The sequence below is a fragment of the Pseudomonas sp. 86_A genome (genome assembly GCF_017491705.1).
Classification (GTDB): domain Bacteria; phylum Pseudomonadota; class Gammaproteobacteria; order Pseudomonadales; family Pseudomonadaceae; genus Aquipseudomonas; species Aquipseudomonas koreensis.
The window spans coordinates 201,357-218,712 of sequence record NZ_JAFGYS010000006.1; the positions used below are offsets into that span (position 1 = coordinate 201,357).

A 17,356-nucleotide genomic window follows, 5' to 3' on the forward strand; every position below is an offset into this window, starting at 1 on the left:
GTTCATCACCCAACTCACTCCGACAACTCTCTCATCACCACCCCAAGCGGCAGCTTCTCTCCAACCGCTCGCGCTTTGGCCTTTTCCCACATCGGCCAGTTTCCTGGGAATTCGCGATCCATCAGGTGCAGGCTGGCAAATAGGCTGACGTCCTCGGGGTCGGTCAAACCTTCTTCGCGGCCCGCGTCCAACGCTTCTTTGACCTGTTTCAGCCGTGCACCGTGGCAGGTGCTGCTGAATACTTCAGGCGCTTCTTTTTCCAGCTCGGTGGTGAGGCTGTAGGGCAGGGGATCAATCTCCATGTCCGTCCACAGCTTGCCATCCAGAAAGATCGGGTCGTATTTGCCGGGTTGTTCGAGGTTGAGTCCTTTCAGACACTCCCATTGATCCTCTTCTGTGGGCACCCACCATTCTTGCAGTGGACCAAAAAGCCACGCATGCCACGAAAGATCGTCACGGGCGTACAGCATCGGCAGGACTTCCGGTGCGTAACTGCGGATCATCAGCACTTCGCCCGCCTCATTTTTTGCCAATAACGCATCGCTCAGATGAGCGGCGAGCTTTTCGGCGGAACACTCGGTGCGAATCCAGCTGGCGATGGCGGTACAGCCGGTGAAGTATTCGTGGGCGAAAAAGGCCTCGAACTCCATGTGGCTGACGTCGACCAGCCACGGGCCGTAGTTGCGCAGTTCGGCAAACTCCGGTTGCACCATCAAGGGCCGTCGTGACGGGTCTGAACTGAGAAACTGCAACCGGGCGGGTTCTGCCAGCAGACCGATTTCAACGATGGCGAATAGCGACTGAGCTTTTTTTTGCGCTTCGCTCCAGGCGTTCGCGGCATCACTCTTCGTAATCAATTGGCCCCCGACTGCAGCGCCAGTTTTTCTCGCATGGCTTTCTTCAAGCATTCAACGCAGATGCCTTTGGGCGCTTGGAGCTTAGGCGTCGTCGCTAATGATTCAGCCTGCATCATTTGATTGATGCGGGTTTGCATCAAGCGTCCGGCGTTATCGATCGCGGCCAGCCCGGGAATGAACGGAGCGAGGATCTGGATGCCGGTACCGGCGCCCGGTCCACCACCAGAGTTCACTTTGACCTCGGCCCCACTTATGGTCACCCCACCGGCATCGACCTTCACAAAGCTCCCGCCAGCCTTGGCGGTCAGCTCCATGCCACCCTCGATCACCACTTTTTCACCCGCGTGATAGTGAATCTCGGTCCCAGCCTCGACAAACTGCGCCGTACCGACCTTCACATGCTGCGTCACGCCCACCGTCAGGTGATCATCTGCGCGCATCTCGCTGATGCGATCCAGATGGGTAATCCGGTGTTCCTCGACCTTGAATTCGCTCAGGGTGTTGGCCTCAACCGTGTCATGCCGCTCATTCCCCACGCGGATTTTCTGGTCGTGCTCGATGTTTTCATCCCAATCGCGCTGGGCGTGAATGTAGATCTGCTCCGCGCCTTTTTTGTCTTCGATACGAAACTCGTTATAACCCTTGCCGCCCGGTGAACTGAGGGTCTTGAAGGTGCTGCGGGTTTTGTTTGCCGGAAGGTCGTAGGGGACGACGTTTTCCTTGTGGTACAGGCAGCCGGTGACGAGTGGCTGGTCGGGGTCGCCTTCGAGGAAGGTGACGAGGACTTCCATGCCGATGCGCGGGATGGCGATGCCGCCGTAGGCGGCGCCGGCCCAGCCGCTGGCGACGCGCAACCAGCAGGTGGTTTTGTCGTCGGACTGGCCGTCGCGGTCCCAGTGGAACTGGACTTTGATGCGGCCGTACTGGTCGCAGTGGATTTCTTCGCCGGCCGGGCCGGTGACGACCGCGGTCTGGCTGCCGAGGACTTTGGGTTTCGGGTGTTCGAGGGCAGGGCGGTAGTGCGCGTCCCACGGGGTGGCGAGGAAGCTGTTGCGGTAGCCCTGGTGGAAATCGCTTTTGTTGTCGGTGACGTCGCTGGTGACGTTTTCACCGAGCACCTGCGGTTGTTTGCCTTCGTGGAAGACTTCCAGCAGCAGCCACAAGTCGTTCCATTCGCCGCGCGGGTGTTCGGCCAGGGTCAGGAAGTGGCCGCTGGTCAGGGTCGGTTCGTCACCTTTGCCTTCGGCGAGTTTGTAGTCGCTGCGATGACGTTCCAGGGCGCGGGTCGAGAGGAATTTGCCGCGCTCGCGGGTGGTGAAGCGGCCGGGGTAGTCATAGTCCTCAAGATCCGGGGCGAACTCGGATTTGACCGCGCCTTCGGGGAGGATCTTCGGTTTTTCGAAGTCGTAGTCGCGGCGGCTGACGCGGGTGGTGCGGGTTTCCAGGCGCAGGTTGAAGCGCTTGATCACCGGTTTGTCGGCGCTCATGCCGGAGTCTTGCTGGTAGCTCACGGCCTTGAGTTTGCGGAACACCGTCTGATCGTCGCCGAACACCAGTTTGTGCCCGCTGCTGCTGTGCTGGAAGTGGAAGTGAATGCCTTCCTCTTCGCACAGACGCTGGATGAAATGCAGGTCGGACTCGTCGTACTGCACGCAGTAGTCGCGCTGCGGGTACTCCGCGTTGAGCTGGAAGCTGTAGGCGTCGGCCAGAATGCCGCGATCTTCCAGCACCTGGGCGATGATCTTCGGCACGCTGAGATTCTGGAAAATCTGCTGGTCGTGGTTGTGCCGCAGATAGGCCAGTTGCGGCACCAGGCTGAGGCTGTAACGGGTCAGGGTCTTGCCGGAATCGCCTTGCTCGATGCGGTACACCAGGCCGTGGATCTGGCCTTCTCCGGTGGCGCCGAAGGTCAGGACGCCGGGCTTGTGCAGCAGCTCTTCGAGTTTGAGGTCGGGGCGGGCGCTGACCAGTTCGAGATCGAAACGGAAAGGCTCGTTGAGGGCTTCGCGACCGGTGAAGCTGAGCACTTGCAGGTCGGCGGAGGCGCCTTCGAGGGTAAGGGTAATGTGGGTAGCGTTGGCGTCCAGCATGCCTTGAATTCCGTCCATTGAATAAGCAGGTGACGGATGATGGAGGATTAAATCGCCTCGTTCAAGGCGCAAATGCCGTAGGGACGGGGTCCGCAGGGTATAGGGAAAACCCCTAGGACGACGTTTATACCCAATGAAACCGGGGATTTCGCGGTCGTGAGCCACTGGTCGACGCGCGGTTTGAGCCCGTCGCAGGCTGAAGAATAGCCGGTCAGTTTCAGACTAAAGTCGCCTTCAGCCTGTCAAAGCCATCTGCCATCATTGCTCTTCACCCCTGCGTGTCCACTTCTTCCCGGCTGTTTTTGACCCGGGACGGGAGCTATTTTTCTGGCTAACTGCGCCCCGGCGCAAACGCTGCACTGTTGGAGTTTTTCATGCGTCCCCCATTTCCCCTCCTCACCCCGCGCCAGTCGTTTGGCGTCGGAGCCGTCGTGCTGTGCGCCGGTTTTGCCGCACAGGTTCAGGCCAGCGGTTTTCTCGACGACACCACGGCGAAAATCGAATCGCGCACGGTGTATTTCAACCGCGATTTCCGTGATGGGCACACCTCCAGCGACCAAGGCGCTTCCAAGCGTGAAGAGTCGGCGCAGGGCTTTATTCTCAACCTGCAATCGGGCTACACCGAGGGCACGGTCGGCTTTGGTATCGATGCGCTGGGCATGCTCGGCTTGCAGCTCGATTCCAGCCCTGATCGCAGCAACAGCGGCTTGCTGCCGTCCAGCGGCGAGAACCCGCGCGGCTCGAAGGGCCAGTACGCAAAAATGGGCCTCACCGCCAAGGTCAAGGTTTCGGACACGGTGTTGAAGTACGGCGCGCTGCTGCCGGATCTGCCGCTGCTCAAGTACAACGACGGTCGTCTGCTGCCGACGATGTTCAACGGTGCGATGCTGACCTCTAAAGAAGTGAAGGATCTGACCTTCATGGCCGCGCGTCTGGACAAGTACACCGCACGGGATTCCACCGACTCGCAAGACATCCGCGTGCACTGCAAGAACAAGCGCTACGCCTGCAACACCACCGCCGATCATTTCGACATGTACGGCTTCGACTACAAGATCAACGATCGCCTGACCGCGCAGTATCACTACGCGGAACTGGAAGACATCTACCGTCAGCACTTCATTGGTTTGCTCGGCAATCAGCCGTTGGGCGACGGCGTGCTGAAGGCCGATCTGCGCGTGATCAAGAGTGCCGACAGCGGTGCGGAGCGGGCCGGTTCCATCGACAACCGCGCCTTGAGCGGCATGCTTTCGTACGGCATCAGCGGCCACACGTTCAGTGCCGGCTGGCAGCGCATGAACGGCGACAACTCGATGCCGTACCTCGATGGCAGCAATCCGTATCTAGTCAACTACGTGCAGGTCAACGACTTCGCCGCCGCGCAGGAGCGTTCCTGGCAGTTGCGTTACGACTATGACTTCAAGGCCATCGGCATCAACGGCCTGAGCTTCCTGACCCGTTATGTGAACGGTGACCACGTCAAGGTCCCGGGCAACGATCAGGAAGGCAAAGAGTGGGAACGCGACAGCGAGTTGAAGTACGTGATCCAGACGGGCACGTTCAAGGATGTGAGTCTGCGTCTGCGCAATGCGACTTACCGCACTAACTATGAAAAGTTTGCGCGGGATGTGGATGAGACGCGGGTGATAGTGAGTTACAACTTTTCGGTGTTGTAACCCATAGAACTGTGGCGCCGGGGAGACCGCAATCGCGAGCAGGCTCACTCCTACAGGGGGGGCGATGGCGAACACGCTATCCGCATCTACCAAAATCCTTTGTAGGAGTGAGCCTGCTCGCGATTGGGCCCGAAACTCAGCCCTACAACCAATGCCAGAACCGGCTCCAGAAGCCGCGATTCAGATCGTCCTTGCACCCGGCATATTGCCGTGCATACACGTCGGAGCGCGCCTGCACCTTGCGTGCGGTGGGCATCAGCCACGCTTTACTGGCGTAGGTCTTGTTGCGGAAACCGCCCCAGCCTTCGTGGTAGTTGAGGTATTGGTTGTAGGCGTCGTACTTGTACACGCCGTTGATCGAGGTGGTCTTGTCCATGTACCAGCCGACGAAGTCGATGGCGTCGTCGAAGTCTTCGCGATCGGCGCCGTGTCGGCCGGTGCTTTTCTGGTAGTCGGACCAGACTTCATCCTTGGCCTGAGCGTAGCCCGATGCTGTGGTGACCCGGCCCCACGGGATCACCCACAACAAGTATTTGCGCGGGGTCTTGGCGTCGTAGCGGTAGCCGGACTCCTGATACATGATCGCGAAGGGCACCTGGATCGGTACGCCCCAGCGCTTTTGCGTGACTTGCGCTGCGTCGTACCAATCGCTCTTCTCGCGGAAGATGGCGCACAGGTCTTCAGGTGAACGCGGCGGCGAGGTGCCGCAGCCGCTAAGTAATCCCGCCAGTATCAAAAGTCCCGCCGTCCGCCCCGAAATCAAACCGTCATCCCCTGCGCGCAAAAGGGCGACAGTCTACGCGCTCAGCTCAATTGGTGACGATAGGGCAAATCCGGACCGGTCTTGCTGCACGTCAGGGCGGCCGCCTGTACGGCAAACCTGAGCATCGTGTCGATCTGCTCGCGGTTGAGTTGTTGCACACCCTCCACCGAGTCCAGACCCTGTTCGGTCAGCCAAGTGATCAGTGCGGCCTGAAAGGTATCGCCGGCACCGACGGTATCGGCGATCTCCACTGAACAGGCCGGTACCGACCATGAACCATGGGCGCGGCTGAATACGGTGGCGCCGTCGCCGCCACGGGTCAGGAACACCAATTGGCAGCGATGCTGCAGCCAGCCTTCGATGACGCGTTGTGGATCCTGCTCGGGATACAGCAGGCTCAGGTCTTCGTCGCTGACCTTGATCATGTCGGCCAGCCGTACCAGCGTCGCCACGCGCTCGCGCCACAGATCGATGTTCGGCTCGGGGTTGAGGCGCACGTTGGGGTCGAGGGTGATCAGGCGCTTGCCGCTTTCGCGCTGCACCAGGGTCAGCAGGGTGTCGGCAATCGGCTGCACCACCAGCGAGAACGAGCCGATGTGCAGGCCACGGACGTCAGCGCCGAGCGGCGGCAGATGCGCCACGCTCAACTGGCGATCAGCGCAGCCCTCGCCGCGAAAGCTGTAATGCGGCGAGCCATTGGTGCCGACCGCCACCATTGCCAGCGTGGTCGGCGCGGCGAAGTCCAGCAGATAGTCCGGGCGCACACCTTCTTCGCGCAGCACTTGCTGCAAACGCCGGCCCAGGTAGTCCGTGGACAGCCCGGCAAACAGCGCCGAGTCCACACCCAAACGGCGCAAGCCGACCGCGACGTTGAACGGCGAGCCGCCGGCAATCGCCTTGAAATTCACTTTCGAGACCAGACCGCTGGCATCGTCTTCGCTGAAGAAATCAAACAGGGCTTCGCCACACACCAAATACATAATTGTTTGCTCTTTAAAGGGTTGCGACATGCTGTTGATAGCGTTCATAGGCCTGCTGGAACGCCGCAACATTGGCGGCGATCGGCAGGGTTTCACTGCTCAGGTCAAGCTTCACGCAGCGTTCGCACAGGGTCGAAAGGGTGTCTTCGTGGCCGTTCGACCAGGATTTGCACCACGCCGCCTGAATCGCTGCGCCGAGTGCTGCGGCTTCGCTTTGCTCGGTGCAGATCACCGGGGTGTTCATGATGTCGGCCACGATCTGTCGCCACACCGCGCTTTTCGAGCCGCCGCCGATCAGGCAAATGCTGCGGCTTTGTAAACCATTGTGGCGCAACAGATCCAGTCCATAACGCAAACCAAACGTGGTGCCTTCGACGACGGCGCGACACAGGTTGGCCTGGGTTAGGTTGCTCAGGGTCAGACCGTGCAGGCTGCCGGAGGCATGGGGCAGGGCGGGGACGCGCTCACCGTTGAGGAATGGCAACATGCTCACGCCTTCGGCGCCAATAGGCGCTTGGGCGACGAGGTCGTTGAACTGTTCGAGATCAAGGTCGAACAGCTCGCGGATCGCACCCGTGGCGTTGGTCAGGTTCATGGTGCAGATCAGCGGCAGCCAGCCGCCGCTGGACGAGCAAAACGTCGCAACCGACGCATCCGCGCTGACCTTCGGCGCCTCGGCGTAGGCGTACACCGTGCCGGAGGAGCCGAGGCTCATGGTGATCGCCCCGGGCTGGATGTTGCCGGTGCCGATGGCGCCCATCATGTTGTCGCCACCGCCGCTGGCGACCAGCGCATTCGGGTTGAGGCCGAGTTGTTCGGCAATCGCCGGCAGCAGTGTGCCCACCGCTTGATGCGCGTCGATCAGCTCCGGCAACGCCGCTTGCAATCGACCCGTGGCGTCGATGTCGCGCAGCAGTTGCAAGTCCCACTGACGGCTGCGCACGTTGAAATAGCCAGTGCCGGAGGCATCGCCGTATTCGCTGCAGGCGCGGCCGGTGAGCCAGAAATTCAAGTAATCGTGGGGCAGCAGGATGCGCGCAACGCGGGAGAACACCTGCGGGTGTTGTTCTTTGGTCCACAGCAGTTTCGACACGGTGTAGCCCGGCGCGATGACCACGCCGAGGCGCTCAAGCGAGCCTTTTTCGCCGCCCAGGTGTTTGAGCAAACGGTCGTTTTCGTCAGCGGTTTCGGTGTCGCACCACAGCTTGGCCGGGCGCAGCACCTGGCCCTGATCGTCGAGCAGTACCAGGCCGTGTTGCTGGCCGGAGACGCCGACGCCAAGGATCGCCTGGCCGTCGACTTCGGCCGCGAGCAAGGCGCGGCGGGTGGCGAGGGCGAAGGCGTCCAGCCACTGCTGGGTGTCCTGCTCGCGCCGGCCGTTGGCGCTGCTGATCATGGTGTGGGTGGCAGCGCCCTGGCCGAGCACCTGGCCGCTGGCGGCATCGAGGATGATCGCCTTGGTGCCCTGGGTGCCGCAGTCGATGCCGAGGAAGAGTTGTTGGGTGCTCACAGTGAGGTCCTTAGGGTGTCAGGTCTGCCAAGGTGAGGCCGACATTCGCGAGCAGGCTCGCTCCCACATTTTGAAATGCGTTCATCTGTGGGAGCGAGCCTGCTCGCGAAGGCGGCAGTAAAGTCACCGCATCACTCAAGCCAAGACCCGCTCCAACGTGCGCGTCACACCCACCTCGCGCAAGCTGTTGCAGCACCATTCAAACGCCGCAACAAACTCCGCCGAGCGCGGAATCACCGTGCCGAAGATCTCTTCGACCGCCAGCAACCGTTGAGTGATCAACGCATCATCGGCCACCAGCCCCTGACAGAACGCCGCGCGCGGATCGGGAATCGAATAGCGGTCGCCGTTCTCGTCCACGCCCTTCAAGTACAGCGCCCAGGCGGCTACTACCAGCGCTGCACGCTTGGTTTCACGCCCGTCGGCAATCAAGCGATTGATCGTCGGAATGGTGAACTTGGGAAACTTCGACGAGCCGTCCGAACACACCCGTTCCAGTTGATCGGCGATTGCCTGATTGGAAAATCGCGCCACCAGCGTGTCTTTGTAGTCGGACAGATCGATGCCCGGCACCGGCGCCAGTTGCGGGGTGACGTCGAGGTCCATGTAGGCGCGCATGTAACGCACGAACAGCGGGTCGTTCATGGTCTCGTGAACGAAGCGGTAGCCCTTCAGAAAACCCAGATAAGTCAGCGCCAAGTGGCTGCCGTTGAGCAGTTTGATCTTCATCTCTTCGTACGGCGAAACATCGTCGGTGAACTGCACGCCGACCTGTTCCCAGGCTGGCCGACCGTTGACGAATTTGTCTTCCAGCACCCACTGCACGAACGGCTCGCAGACCACCGGCCAGGCGTCGTCCACCGCGTGTTTGTCGGCCAGTTGCAGACGGTGGGCGGTGCTGGTCATCGGCGTGATGCGGTCGACCATGGCGTTGGGGAAACTGACGTGCTGTTCGATCCAGTCGCGCAGCCCGGCGTTACGCAGGGTGGCGAAGGCCAGCAGCGCCTTGCGGGTCACCGCGCCGTTGTGCGGCAGGTTATCGCACGACATGATCGTGAACGCCGGCGTGCCTGCGCCACGGCGTTTCTCCAGGGCCGCGCAGAGGAAGCCGAACACGGTGGTCGGTGCACCCGGGTGCGCCAGATCGTGCTGGATCTGCGGCAAGTGCGCCATGAATTCGCCGGTGCTGTCGTCGATGCAGTAACCGCCCTCGGTGATGGTCAGCGAGACGATGCGGATCTGTGGGTCGGCGAGTTTGTCGATCAACGCCTGCACGCCGTCTTCGGCCAGCAGCATGTCGCGAATCGCGCCGATCACCCGCACTTCGGTGTCGTCGCTGTCGCCAAGTTCGAACAGGGTGAACAGATAGTCCTGCTCCTTGAGGTCATCGCGGGCGCGGCGGTCTTCAGCGCGCAGGCCGACGCCGCAAATCGCCCAGTCCAGGGCCTGGCCGGTGTTCATCAGCGCATCGGTGTAATACGCCTGATGCGCGCGGTGGAAACCGCCGACGCCAATGTGCGCGATGCCCTGACGGGTATCGCCGAGGCTGTACGCCGGCAGTTGCACCTCGGGGGCGAGGCGGTGCAGGTTGTGTTTGTTCAGTTTCATCGGGCAAGTCTCGAAGTTCAGGCCGCCGCGCGCAGCGGGCGGGTCAGCGCCACGCCGTCGGCGTCGAACAGGTGGCAATGGCTGGCGTCCAGGTGCAGGTTCAGTTGCTCGCCGTAGCGGCTCGCGAGGTCACCACGCACGCGCATGGTGAGGGCTTCGCCGGCGTTGGTGGTGACGTGGCAGAAGGTGTCGCTGCCCAACCGTTCGCTGACATCGGCGGTCACTTGCAGGGTGCAGTCGCCCGGTTGCGCAAGTTCCAGATGCTCCGGGCGAATGCCCAGGGTCACGGCGCTGCCGACGCTCAGGTTGGCGGCGTTGAACGGCAGGGTGATGCGGGTGCCGGCATCCAGCGAGACTTCGCAGCCCTGGCCGTCGACGCGGGCGATCTTGCCTTTGAGGAAGCCCATTTTCGGCGTGCCGAGGAACCCGGCGACGAACAGGTTGGCCGGGTTGTGATAGAGGTCCAGCGGCGAGCCGACCTGCTCGATCTTGCCGCCATTGAGCACCACCACCTTGTCGGCCATGGTCATTGCTTCGACCTGATCGTGGGTCACGTAGATCATGGTCGCCTGCAGGTCCTTGTGCAGGCGTAGCAGCTCCAGACGCATCTGCACCCGCAGCGCGGCGTCGAGGTTGGACAGCGGTTCGTCGAACAGGAAAATCTTCGGATTGCGCACGATCGCCCGGCCGATGGCGACACGCTGGCGCTGGCCGCCGGACAGTTGTTTCGGCTTGCGCTCCAGCATCGGCCCGAGTTCGAGAATCCGCGCCGCTTCGCCGACTTTCTTCTCGACTTCAGCCTTGGGTACGCCGGCCAGATCGAGGGCGAACGACATGTTCTTTTTCACGGTCATGTGCGGATACAGCGCGTAGGTCTGGAACACCATGGCCAGATCGCGCTTGGCCGGGCTGACTTCGGTGATGTCGCGGCCATCGAGCTCGATGGTCCCGCCGCTGACTTCTTCCAGCCCGGCGATCAGCCGCAGCAGGGTGGATTTACCACAGCCGGAAGGGCCGACGAAGACCACGAATTCCTTGTCGTTCACCTCAAGATCGATGCCCTTGATGATGGAGAAACCTTCGAAACCTTTTTGCAGATTCTTGATTTTCAGGTTGGCCATGAGGATGGGCCTCCGCTTTGTTGTTATGTGTATGAGCCTTGCAGGCTTTTTTGTAGGAGTGAGCCTGCTCGCGATGCGGCCGTGTCAGTCGGCATCTTTGTTGAAAGACACTCCGCTATCGCGAGCAGGCTCACTCCTACAGAGGACGGGGTTGGGTTCGGGATGTTCATTTCACGGCGCCGAACGACAGGCCGCGCACCAATTGTTTCTGGCTGATCCAGCCGAAGATCAGGATCGGCGCACAGGCCAGGGTCGAGACCGCCGACAACTTGGCCCAGAACAAGCCTTCGGGGCTTGAGTAGGAGGCGATCAACGCCGTCAGTGGTGCGGCTTTCGACGAGGTCAGGTTCAGCGACCAGAAGGCCTCGTTCCAGCACAGGATCAGCGACAGCAGCACGGTCGAGGCCAGGCCTCCCTTGGCGATCGGCAGCAGCACGCGAACCATTTCCTGCCACAGGGTGGCGCCGTCGAGGCGGGCGGCTTCGAGGATGTCTTTGGGGATGTCCTTGAAGTAGGTGTAAATCATCCAGACCACGATCGGCAGGTTGATCAGGGTGTAGATCACGATGAGTGCGATGCGCGTGTCGAGCAGGCCGAAACTCTTCGCCAGCAAGTAGATCGGCATCAGCACGCCCACCGGTGGCAGCATCTTGGTCGAGAGCATCCACAGCAGAGTGCCCTTGGTGCGCTGGGTTTCGTAGAACGCCATTGAGTAAGCGGCGGGTACCGCGATCAGCAGGCACAGGGCCGTCGCGCTGAACGAGATCACGACCGAGTTCCAGGCAAAACTGAAGTAGTCGCTGCGCTCGTTGATGTGCAGGTAGTTCTCCAGGGTTGGCGTGAAGATGAACTGCGGCGGCGTGGCGAAGGCGTCGATTTCGGTCTTGAAACTGGTCATCACCATCCAGAAGATCGGGAAGAAAATCACGATCGCGATGGCCCAGGCCAGGGTGCCGAGCAGCAGGCTTTGCAGCCGGCGGGATTGTTGAAGAGTCATGGCGGGCCTCAGGCTTTGTCAGTCAGGTTTTTGCCGATCATCCGCACCAGAATGATCGCGGCGATGTTGGCGATGACCACGGCAATCAAGCCGCCCGCCGAAGCCATGCCGACGTCGAACTGCACCAGCGCCTGGTTGTAGATCAGGTACGCGAGGTTGGTCGAGGCGTAGCCGGGGCCGCCGTTGGTGGTGGTGAAAATCTCGGCGAACACCGACAGCAGGAAGATCGTTTCGATCATCACCACCACGGCAATCGGTCGTGCCAGGTGCGGCAGGGTCAGGTGCCAGAAGATCGCGATCGGGCCTGCACCGTCGAGGCGTGCGGCTTCTTTCTGTTCCTGGTCGAGGGACTGCATGGCGGTCATCAGGATCAGGATCGCGAAGGGCAGCCACTGCCACGAAACAATGATGATGATCGACAGCAGCGGGTAGTGCGCCAGCCAGTCCACCGGTTCGGCGCCAAACAGCCGCCAGACGTAGGCGAGGATCCCCGAGACCGGGTGGAAAATCAGGTTCTTCCAGATCAACGCTCCCACCGTGGGCATGATGAAGAACGGCGAAATCAGCATCACCCGCACGATGCCGCGACCGAGAAACTCGCTGGCCTCAAGCAACGCACTGATCAACACACCGAACACCACACTGATCAGCAGCACGCTGCCCACCAGCAACAGGGTGTTGGTGGCGCCGGGCAGGAAGCCCGAGTCGGTCAGAAAATATGTGAAGTTCTCCAGCCCGACGAATTCGTTCACCCCCGGGTCGAGCAGGTTGTAACGAATCATCGAAAAGTAAAGGGTCATGCCCAGCGGCACGATCATCCACAGCAGCAACAGGGCCACCGAAGGGCTGACCAGAAACCAGCCGGGATTGCGTACGCGGACCTTGCGCGCAGGTTGCGACAGGTCGAGGTGGGCTTTGGCAGTTGAAGTATTCATGGTGGTGGTCACTTACTTGAGATAAAGCGAGTTCTCTGTGGCGAGGGAGCTTGCTCCCGCTCGACTGCGCAGCAGTCGTAAACCCGGCAAACGCGGTGTGACGGATGTATCGCGTTGGCAGTGTTTGGGGCCGCTTCGCAGCCCAGCGGGAGCAAGCTCCCTCGCCACAATTGGACGCGGTGGCGGTTACTTGGGATAACCGGCGCGCTTCATCTCGCGTTCGGTGGTTTGCTGCGCGGCAGCCAGGGCTTGATCCACCGTGGTCTGGCCGATCAGCGCCGCCGAGAACAGCTTGCCGACCTGGGTTCCCACGCCCTGGAACTCAGGAATGGTCACCAGTTGAATGCCGATGTAAGGCACCGGTTTCAACGTCGGTTTGCTTGGGTCCGCCGCTTTCAGCGATTCCAGCGTGACCTTGGCGAACGGCGCCGCGCTCATGTACGCATCGCTGTAGGTCGAGGCGCGGGTGCCCGGTGGTACGTTGGCGATGCCGTCGGTCTTGGCCACCAGTTCGCCGTATTCCTTGGAGGTGGCCCAGGCGCTGAAGGCTTTGGCTGCATCCTTGGCCTTGGAGCTGGTCGGAATCGCCAGGGCCCAGGAGTAGAGCCACGCCGAACCCTTGTCGGTGACCTGATGCGGGGCGAAGGTAAAGCCGACGTGATCGGCGACCTTGCTCTGGGCCTTGTCAGTGACGAACGAGCCGGCGACGCTGGCGTCGACCCAGATCGCGCACTTGCCGCTGTTGAACAGCGCCAGGTTCTCATTGAAACCGTTGCTGGAGGCGCCCGGCGGGCCGGATTTCTTCATGGTGTCGACGTAGAAGTTCAGGGCGTTCTTCCATTCCGGTCCGGTGAATTCCGGCTGCCATTTCTCATCGAACCAGCGCGCGCCATAGGCGTTGGCGACGGTGGTGATCAGCGCCATGTTCTCGCCCCAGCCGGCCTTGCCGCGCAGGCAGATGCCGTACTGCTCTTTATCCTTGTTGGTGAGTTTCTCGGCGAAGCCGGCGATCTGTTCCCAGGTCGGGCGCTCGGGCATGGTCAGCCCGGCATCCTTGAACAGGTCGGTGCGGTAGTAGGTGATCGAGCTCTCGGCGTAGAACGGCAAGGCGTACAGCGAGCCCTTGACCGACAGGCCTTCGCGCACTGACGGGAACACGTCGTCGAGGGCATAACTGGCCGGCAGATCCTTCATCGGTTCCAGCCAGCCCTTGGCGCCCCAGAGCGCCGCTTCGTACATGCCGATGGTCAACACGTCGAACTGGCCACCCTGGGTGGCGATGTCGGTGGTCAGGCGCTGGCGCAGGACGTTTTCCTCCAGCACCACCCAGTTGAGCTTGATGTCCGGATGCTCGGTCTCGAAGGTTTTCGAGAGCTTTTGCATGCGAATCATGTCGCTGTTGTTGACGGTGGCGATGGTCAGGGTCTGGGCGCCAAGGCTGACGCTGCTGAGGGTCATGCAGGTGAGGGCAAGCAGAGCTTTTGCAGTGGGTTGCATCGTGCACTCCTTTTCTGCGTCTGTTGAGAAGCAGAAGGACAGTTATTGTTTTTGTGTCTTCCTGTGCAGGAAGAATGTGTGCTGATTACAGCCCTCAATCGACAGGCTGACAAATCATCCGTCGCACTCAAATCAATACTTTTTTGCACTGGGGTTTGTGGGTGTAAACGCAGGGAAGGGCTTTTCAGCGGGGCGGGGATATCGAATCAGTACAGGTTTCATACAAGACTGTAGGAGTAAACCTGCTTGCGATAGCGGTATGTCAGAACAGGCAGCGGTGAATGACATACCGCTATCGCGAGCAGGCTCACTCCTACAGGGGGGCGGGGGTGTCAGCCGTGGTTTTGTTCGGTCAGGCGTTGAACGGCGAGGCGGCGATAGTGTGACGGCGTCATGCCCTTGAGCTGCTGGAAGCGCCGGTTGAAATTGGAGATGTTGTTGAACCCTGACTCGAAACACACCTCGGTCACCGGTTTGTCGCCGTCGGCCAGCAGTTCGCAGGATTTGCTGATGCGCAGGCGATTGACGAACTCGATGAAGTTGCGCCCGGTGGCCTGTTTGAACACGCGGCTGAAATAGGTCGGTTTCATGCCCAGGTGCTCGGCGACTTCTTCCAACGTCAGCTCCCGCGCGTAATGGTCGAAGATGAAATCGACGGCGCGGTTGGTACGGTCAATGTTGTGCTCGTCGGCCAGTTGCGTGTTGGTGGCGCCGGACAGCAACTGATAGTCGTCCGTCGCCGCCAGCAGTTCCATCAGGATGAAAAAGTGCCCGAGGCGGGTGATGCCGCGAGTGTCGGCAATTCGCTGCATCAGCGTCATGGCCTGACGGATCGTATCCTTGTCACGAAACTCGATGCCGTACTGCGCGCGCTCCAGCAGGGGGGCCAGGGTCTTGAGTTCGGCGAACACCTGATGCCCGCTGTCGAACAGTTCGTCGGTGAAATTGACCAGCATGTCGCGCTTTTCCACCACCTCGTCCTCGGCCACCTGGCTGATCCAGTTGTGCGGCAGATTGGGGCCGGTGAGAAACAGCGTTTGCGGGTAGAAGTTGCCGATGTAGTCGCCGATGAACACCTTGCCGGAGCTGGCGACGATCAGGTGCAGCTCGTATTCCTTGTGAAAGTGCCAGCGCACCAGCGGGCAGGGGAAACCGTGCTGGCGGTAGATGATGGACAACCCGTCATGGTCATCCATCAACTCGTAGGAAGGGTCGGTCACACGGGCAGTTCGGGTCATGTCGGGGCACTTTTCTTGTTATCGCTCGTCGATCATGCCCCTTTCTGCGCCTGCTGTGCCAGCCCCGGTTCAGCCGGATTCGTGCAGCGACCGCCCGTACACGGCTTTCATGCTGTTGGCGACCCAGCAATATCGAACGATGTCTGACTGGTCGAAGAAATCGGTGCTGATGATGCTGCAACGGGTTACCCAGTCCCGGGTGGTATGGAACCAGTCATTGATCTTGTGCTTGATGTCCGCCGGGCCGCCCAGCAGCGAATAGCAGGTGACGGGCAATGACCAGAGGAAGGTTTCGTAGGGCGCGTCTCGCAGGGTGGTCTCGATGTGCCGTTCCAGCGTGGCCGTGTCGGTGAACACCTGACGGGTCCATTTGTGCGGGATGTATGGCCAGAAATACTGGTCGTCGAGACCTCGCGAATGTGGTGCGGCCAGCACGATCCGGCGTCTGCTGCTGGCACGCTTGAGCTCACCCACCGTGCACACCGCGTCGGCGAACGGAATCAGCTGCGAACCGAGGCGCCGCAGCAAGAAGTCGTTCAGCTGTTGGTGATCGAACGGTTTGTCGCCATCGCCGAGCTGGTGGAAATCCAGCACCACGAATTCGTCGGCGTTCTGCTCAAGGAATGCCGCCAGCGCCTCGACCAGTTCGTCGAGGTGCCGGTGCGACTCATAGCCGTTGTGGTGAAAATAAAAGGTCGGCCGTCCCGACTCTGTGGTGTAGCCCAGGCGCAGGTCGAATGCCCGGGCGCCCTTGTCCAGTTGCCAGGCAAATGAATCGTTCTGGCAGGTGATCCAGTTGCCCGGCACCAGTTTGTGATTGGGCGCCTTTTTGTCCATGCCGCTGTTATGGCTGCCGGGCCAGACGATATCGGTCAACTTGAGCTGTTCGATATCCAGTACATGACTCATCCATTTACGCGTGTTGAATGCTGCTGCAATGCTGCTCATCGTGACGTCCTGTCCATGCTCCCCCGATCCTTGGGAAAGCTATTGATATGGCCGAGGCCGCCTGGGGCGGCATCGTGATGTTCACCGATTGTCGGCGAACGCGAATCACAGCATACGAATAGCGAGAAAACTGTCCAGCAGTGGCAACATCCGCTAATGAATAGCCAATGTATGGCATCGCCTGGCGTAAATCAGAGGCGGCGGGCCTTGATCAGGTTCGCCGTACGGCAGAACGAGACCAGCTGCGATTCTTCAATGAAGTCGACATTGACGATGTTGCATTTGAGCAGCCAGTCGCTGTTGGCGGGGTCGAACCATTTGTCCAGGTGGGTATGAATGTCCACCGGGCCACCCAGTGCCGAATAACTGGTGGCCGACAGCGACCAGGGACGATAAGAGGAGGGCGGAAACTCCATGACTTTGGTGATGTATTTTTGCAGATCACTGGCGCTGGGCGTTTGTGTGCCGATCCAGGCATGTTCGATCTGGTCATTGAACCATTCAAAGTCCAAGTCGTGATGCCAGTCGGCATGCATCAGGACTCGCTGCGTACGGCTGATGTCTTTCAGTTGACGCAGGCTCGAGTAACGGTTCTTAGCCGGAATGATTCGGTCGCGCAGAAAGTGCATCATCAGCTTGTTGAACCAGGCAAAGTCAAAAGGCTGGTCGCCGCCTTTCAACTCGTGAAAGTCCAGCACAATGAACTCGTCCGGATTGTCCGAAAGAAAGCGGTTGATGTCCGTGACCAGATCGCCCAAGGTGCGCGACGACAGAAAACCATTGTGCTGAATTCGCAGCTTGTCGATGCCATCGCCCTTGCTGGTCAACACCAGACGAATATCGAGCGCTCGCGCCCCATTGTTCAATTGTTGATGAAACGATTTGTGCTGACAGGCCACCCAGTGCGCACCCGGGATCAGTGCGTAGGAAGCCTGCCAGTCGCAGCCGGCGTTGTGCGTACCGGGTAATGCCAGCTTGTATAGCGGTAGGTCTTCGATTCCCGGTGTTGTGGCCATCCAGTTATTAAGGGCGTTATTACCCAGGGTGCTTTTAATTTCCATGCTTTCCATGTCCGTTATTCCTTGAATAAATAATAAATAACCCACTACCGTTATTGGGTGAGTTATTTATTATTA

General features: G+C 60.3%; 14 protein-coding genes. 1 reads left to right on the forward strand and 13 read right to left on the reverse strand.

Annotated elements, in window-relative coordinates; translation table 11 throughout:
• Positions 1 to 14: 14 nt before the first annotated feature.
• Positions 15 to 908, reverse strand: a complete 894-nt coding sequence (locus J5M57_RS11390) for a DUF4123 domain-containing protein (RefSeq protein ID WP_207848497.1) — start codon at positions 906 to 908, stop codon at positions 15 to 17.
• Positions 854 to 2,947, reverse strand: coding sequence for a type VI secretion system tip protein VgrG (locus J5M57_RS11395; protein ID WP_207848496.1), 2,094 nt, complete (start codon positions 2,945 to 2,947; stop codon positions 854 to 856). Before J5M57_RS11395 ends, J5M57_RS11390 begins: the two co-directional genes overlap by 55 nt.
• Positions 2,948 to 3,321: 374 nt before the next feature.
• Between J5M57_RS11395 and J5M57_RS11400 the strand changes: the two genes are divergently transcribed.
• Positions 3,322 to 4,623, forward strand: coding sequence for an OprD family porin (locus J5M57_RS11400; protein WP_207848495.1), 1,302 nt, complete (start codon positions 3,322 to 3,324; stop codon positions 4,621 to 4,623).
• 142 nt (positions 4,624 to 4,765) lie between these two features.
• Here the strand turns inward: J5M57_RS11400 and J5M57_RS11405 are convergent, their stop codons facing one another.
• From J5M57_RS11405 to J5M57_RS11455, 11 genes are all read right to left on the reverse strand, one after another.
• Positions 4,766 to 5,386, reverse strand: a complete 621-nt coding sequence (locus tag J5M57_RS11405) for a hypothetical protein (RefSeq protein WP_207848494.1) — start codon at positions 5,384 to 5,386, stop codon at positions 4,766 to 4,768.
• 41 nt (positions 5,387 to 5,427) lie between these two features.
• Positions 5,428 to 6,366 (reverse strand): carbohydrate kinase, encoded by a 939-nt coding sequence (locus tag J5M57_RS11410; RefSeq protein WP_207848493.1) that lies wholly within the window; start codon positions 6,364 to 6,366, stop codon positions 5,428 to 5,430.
• Positions 6,367 to 6,379: 13 nt separating this feature from the next.
• Positions 6,380 to 7,876 carry a xylulokinase gene (xylB, locus tag J5M57_RS11415; protein WP_207848492.1) on the reverse strand — a complete coding sequence of 499 codons (1,497 nt, stop codon included), beginning with the start codon at positions 7,874 to 7,876 and terminating at the stop codon, positions 6,380 to 6,382.
• Between the two features lie 135 nt (positions 7,877 to 8,011).
• Entirely contained in the window at positions 8,012 to 9,484 is a 1,473-nt protein-coding gene (locus J5M57_RS11420; RefSeq protein ID WP_207848491.1) for a mannitol dehydrogenase family protein, read from the reverse strand.
• Between the two features lie 17 nt (positions 9,485 to 9,501).
• Positions 9,502 to 10,605, reverse strand: a complete 1,104-nt coding sequence (ugpC, locus tag J5M57_RS11425) for a sn-glycerol-3-phosphate ABC transporter ATP-binding protein UgpC (protein ID WP_064587643.1) — start codon at positions 10,603 to 10,605, stop codon at positions 9,502 to 9,504.
• A gap of 166 nt (positions 10,606 to 10,771) precedes the next feature.
• Positions 10,772 to 11,602 (reverse strand): carbohydrate ABC transporter permease, encoded by an 831-nt coding sequence (locus J5M57_RS11430; protein ID WP_003225143.1) that lies wholly within the window; start codon positions 11,600 to 11,602, stop codon positions 10,772 to 10,774.
• A gap of 8 nt (positions 11,603 to 11,610) precedes the next feature.
• On the reverse strand, positions 11,611 to 12,537 hold the full coding sequence (locus tag J5M57_RS11435; RefSeq protein WP_169841641.1) for a sugar ABC transporter permease: 927 nt from the start codon (positions 12,535 to 12,537) through the stop codon (positions 11,611 to 11,613).
• A gap of 186 nt (positions 12,538 to 12,723) precedes the next feature.
• Positions 12,724 to 14,034 carry a sugar ABC transporter substrate-binding protein gene (locus J5M57_RS11440; protein WP_207848490.1) on the reverse strand — a complete coding sequence of 437 codons (1,311 nt, stop codon included), beginning with the start codon at positions 14,032 to 14,034 and terminating at the stop codon, positions 12,724 to 12,726.
• A gap of 332 nt (positions 14,035 to 14,366) precedes the next feature.
• Entirely contained in the window at positions 14,367 to 15,272 is a 906-nt protein-coding gene (locus tag J5M57_RS11445) for an AraC family transcriptional regulator (protein ID WP_064587639.1), read from the reverse strand.
• A 69-nt stretch (positions 15,273 to 15,341) separates the two neighbouring features.
• Positions 15,342 to 16,220: a phospholipase gene (locus J5M57_RS11450; RefSeq protein ID WP_207848489.1), complete on the reverse strand. Its 879-nt coding sequence runs from the start codon at positions 16,218 to 16,220 to the stop codon at positions 15,342 to 15,344.
• A gap of 191 nt (positions 16,221 to 16,411) precedes the next feature.
• Positions 16,412 to 17,281: a phospholipase gene (locus tag J5M57_RS11455; protein WP_243435640.1), complete on the reverse strand. Its 870-nt coding sequence runs from the start codon at positions 17,279 to 17,281 to the stop codon at positions 16,412 to 16,414.
• Between the last annotated feature and the right edge of the window lie 75 nt (positions 17,282 to 17,356).